Genomic DNA, 3,424 nt, shown 5'->3' with positions numbered 1-3,424 from the left:
ATGATATCAAGTTAAAAGCAATGAAAATAGTACAAACCCTTATAAGTTTGAAAGATAAATACGATATTACAAAAATCAGGATCGGCTTTGAACCTGCAACGGATGATGATAGTTGCCTTGTGGAGATTGGTAAGGAGGAAGTTGATTTAGAGAAAGTTGTAGGACAGATCTTGAGCTAGTATCTATCATTCCACTGACATATATAATCCATGTAATATCAGTATAAAGATTCCGCCGATTCGTTTGTACGCCAAAGTTGGTATGGCATTACCTGGAATGTGGTGCAGCAGGAACCGGAGAGTTTTGAGAGGGTGTAAAGAGATCGGTGCCACCCGGTTTGGGAACTCACTAAAGGACACGGGGGTGTAAATTCTCTCGAAGAGTTAGGAGGAGTATTGAAGTAATGGGGATCTCATCCTTATTGTTATTTAAACGTGGAGATAGTGCTCCGGCAAATGATTTATTGAGGGATCTTAAAAAGATATGTATAGAGGAGAATCTTTTCTTTGATAGTGATGAAGAAACTTACGATAGTGAAGGGACACTAAAATACACACGAGTATATATTAGTGACTTGCCATTTAGGGAGAATTATTCAAGAACTCTTTGTTTTAGCGTGTATGATGAACCGTATGAATATCAATTCGTTAGTTTTGAATGGGATGATACCAAAAATGAATATTTTAAAGCGGTAGTATCTGACGATTTTAATGATAATGAAGGTCTATTATTACGAATTTCCCATGCCATACTAAGGTCCATACGACAGCAAAAATATGGGTAGAGGAAGAATGGTTTTATACTCTAGAGGACTTAGAGAATCTTACTAACATGCCGTACATGAGTGATTGGTGTTATAAAAATCCAAGAGTAATAGCTCCAGATTAGTTGTGTGGCTAATGATTTGCCAAAATGAGATTCAATCTAGGCTACCCAGTGCCGAATGAATTCATCATTCAATCAATAACTTATAACCCATGTATAATGACTGAGGCCGATTCACGCCGCACACCGTCCGTTTAGCGGGCGAGAAGGAGAGCTAAGAGAGGTTTTGATAAGGTGAGTTCAATTATCATTTTAAAAAATATTGAGGATTACTCTCCTGAGCTGACGATTAGTCATTTTATAAAAACAGCTGAAAGAGCTGATATGTATTGCTTTTATATAACAACTAAATTAGACAAAGATGGTCATTTTTATTCGGCTGAAGGTACATTATCAGAAGTAGACGAAATTACGTTTAAACATATCGAAGATGAAGAGAATATTCGATACGTTACGTTTGATATAAACAGAGCTAGAGAAGTTTTGTACGATAGTTTCACCTGGCTGACTGAAGACAAAAATTATTTCTGGGCAGCAGATATTGAAAATATTAATCATGAGTATGAATTTATTTTTAGGTTTGTAATAGAGTACTTTAAGGAAAATAGTAAGGATTATTTATGGTTTGATGATGCCGATTGGTATTATTCTGCTAGTGATATATTAAAACTAAACCAAATGCCATATAACCCTGAGTGGTGCTGTAAAAAAATAGTGTGAAATAACTCATATCCAATAAGGTGGCGAATGACTTTGAAGAACCCTTGGAAGATCATAGCATTCGGTATTATTGGCATCGTTTTTCTTATCGTGGATTGTCAACAGGAGACGGTCCCCCTGTTTTAGTCTGGGGCAGTTTAAGTGCATTCCTTAGAAAATCAATAAAATCATGCGATCAAGCTATTAAGGATAGGATTACTCCGTTGTGATGGTGGGGGATGCCGCCTGCCGCCCAATGCACACCGCCCAGTAAACGGTCAGGAGGTGTGATGGGATGCGGTAAACAGGTGAGGTTAAAATAAGTGGATGGTTACTTGAAATTTGTTAAAAGCGTAGCTAACGAACAAAATAAGGTCTTTATTATGGATACTGGTGAGGGGAATGACTTTACCGACCCAGTAACAGGGTGGTATTATTGAAGATTTTAGCGGTTGGCTAATAGAGCTTTTCAAAAGAAGATCTACTGACTGAAGCTATCAATCAAGGAACTCAGTATTCTACATTCAAGGATAACTACGTTTTCGCTAAATGGTATAATTCTGATGACGGAGAAATTAAGGTTAGATTTGTAAAATACTAGTTCTTTAGAAACCTTGATTGGCTCTATGCCATTCAAGGTTTCTTTGTCGATGGGGCTCTCCAGTGCTGAAATGCTTGAAAGGAGTAGGCTATGAAACTTGAAGGCATCATTGAAAAAATAACCCCAGATGGTTATGAACGACTTATTTATCTAAGCTTAACTAGTGGACAAAAAAACTTTGGTGTCACTTAATCCAACACGACGAGTACTTGGAAAAGGGGGCTCAGTCTCAGCTCCTTCATGTAAACAAAAGTATAACCTTAAAGGTTGGGATTGATTGGGTAAATGATTATTCAATTATTACTGAACAACCAAGGCTTACTGAAGAGTTGCTACAGCCTATAAGCGAATCCTCTCATATTAATGCGGTAGCTACAATAATGGAAAGAGAAGATGATTACACATTCATTTGTGATATTCAAGATCTGGGAAGCAACGTCTTAGTGGAATTTGAAGAAAAGGTTAGTGTGGCAATCGGGGCAAGTCTAAGCCTGAACAAACCCAAAGAATACTTGAAGTGCTTTATCGCAAACCATTATCAGCAGGCGTAACGATAACCCGCTTGTATTAGAGACATTTAGACAGGCATTTGAAACGCATAAAGACGTGACTGGACTGATCCGTTCACAGCGATCAAGGAAGCCAGTACACGTCCCATGCTTACCATGACATGCTGCCCAAGGTTGGCGCCCAAATCAGCATGTCGCGACGAGGCAATTGTTACGACAACGCCTCATAATGGAAAGCTTTTTTTCTCATCTGAAAGTGGAAGCCCTCTATCCGTATGATATACGAAGTATCGATGAAGCACAAAGGCGAATTGAGGATTTCATTCACTTTTATAATGAAAGTCGAGCACAAAGAAAACTAAAATAACTGACGCCGGTGGAGTACCGACGCCAGTTTACAGCCTAGGTGTTTTTTTCAATGTCCACTAAATGGGGACTTGACCAGTTGCGGGGGCTGGGCTTTTTTGCGCTTTTATGGGGAGAGGGACTGATGGCTGCACACTAATTTTTTTGCCGAAAGGCGGTGCGTAACTCGGTTCCGCTATTAAAATCGGAAAGCTGGGAATGGAATAAGCGGAGGAAGCTTTCGCTTTCTGATTTTCAAGGCGAACGCTTTGCTCCTCCACTGATATACGCACCTATGGCAGGTTTTATAGATTATTGATGTCAGCTACATGTTTCGATATTTAGTGTGTTATACAAGAATCTAAACCTAAATGCAAAAGGGATATTTATATTAAATTTATATAAAAAGGGTTTAAACCTAATTTATACTATGATACTATTGGTT

General features: G+C 38.5%; 4 protein-coding genes and 1 pseudogene. All 5 read left to right on the top strand.

Features of this window, described 5'->3' with window-relative positions:
• Positions 1-403: 403 nt before the first annotated feature.
• The 5 genes and pseudogenes from CHH67_RS25560 to CHH67_RS26965 all read left to right on the top strand — a co-directional run bounded on the left by CHH67_RS25560 (position 404) and on the right by CHH67_RS26965 (position 3,001).
• Positions 404-784, top strand: coding sequence for a hypothetical protein (locus CHH67_RS25560; protein ID WP_095268188.1), 381 nt, complete (start codon positions 404-406; stop codon positions 782-784).
• Positions 785-1,059: 275 nt separating this feature from the next.
• The gene (locus tag CHH67_RS25555) at positions 1,060-1,545 is read left to right on the top strand and encodes a hypothetical protein (RefSeq protein WP_095268187.1); all 486 of its coding nucleotides are present in this window, start codon (positions 1,060-1,062) and stop codon (positions 1,543-1,545) included.
• 789 nt (positions 1,546-2,334) lie between these two features.
• Entirely contained in the window at positions 2,335-2,676 is a 342-nt protein-coding gene (locus CHH67_RS25550; protein WP_095268186.1) for a hypothetical protein, read from the top strand.
• A 116-nt stretch (positions 2,677-2,792) separates the two neighbouring features.
• A pseudogene (locus tag CHH67_RS27265) lies at positions 2,793-2,864 on the top strand (hypothetical protein); the annotation flags it as partial.
• Positions 2,864-3,001, top strand: coding sequence for an IS3 family transposase (locus CHH67_RS26965; protein WP_425320458.1), 138 nt, complete (start codon positions 2,864-2,866; stop codon positions 2,999-3,001). The pseudogene CHH67_RS27265 and the gene CHH67_RS26965, both read left to right, overlap by 1 nt.
• Positions 3,002-3,424: the final 423 nt, after the last annotated feature.

Origin of the sequence: Paenibacillus campinasensis, assembly GCF_002272015.1 — a bacterium.
GTDB lineage: Bacteria > Bacillota > Bacilli > Paenibacillales > Paenibacillaceae > Paenibacillus_AQ > Paenibacillus_AQ campinasensis.
This window is presented reverse-complemented; position numbering and strand designations above follow the sequence as displayed.

Coding starts and splice junctions, on each gene's coding strand:
- CHH67_RS25560 (WP_095268188.1), top strand. CDS start 404: ATGGGGATCTCATCCTTATTGTTATTTAAACGTGGAGATAGTGCTCCG.
- CHH67_RS26965 (WP_425320458.1), top strand. CDS start 2,864: ATGGAAAGCTTTTTTTCTCATCTGAAAGTGGAAGCCCTCTATCCGTAT.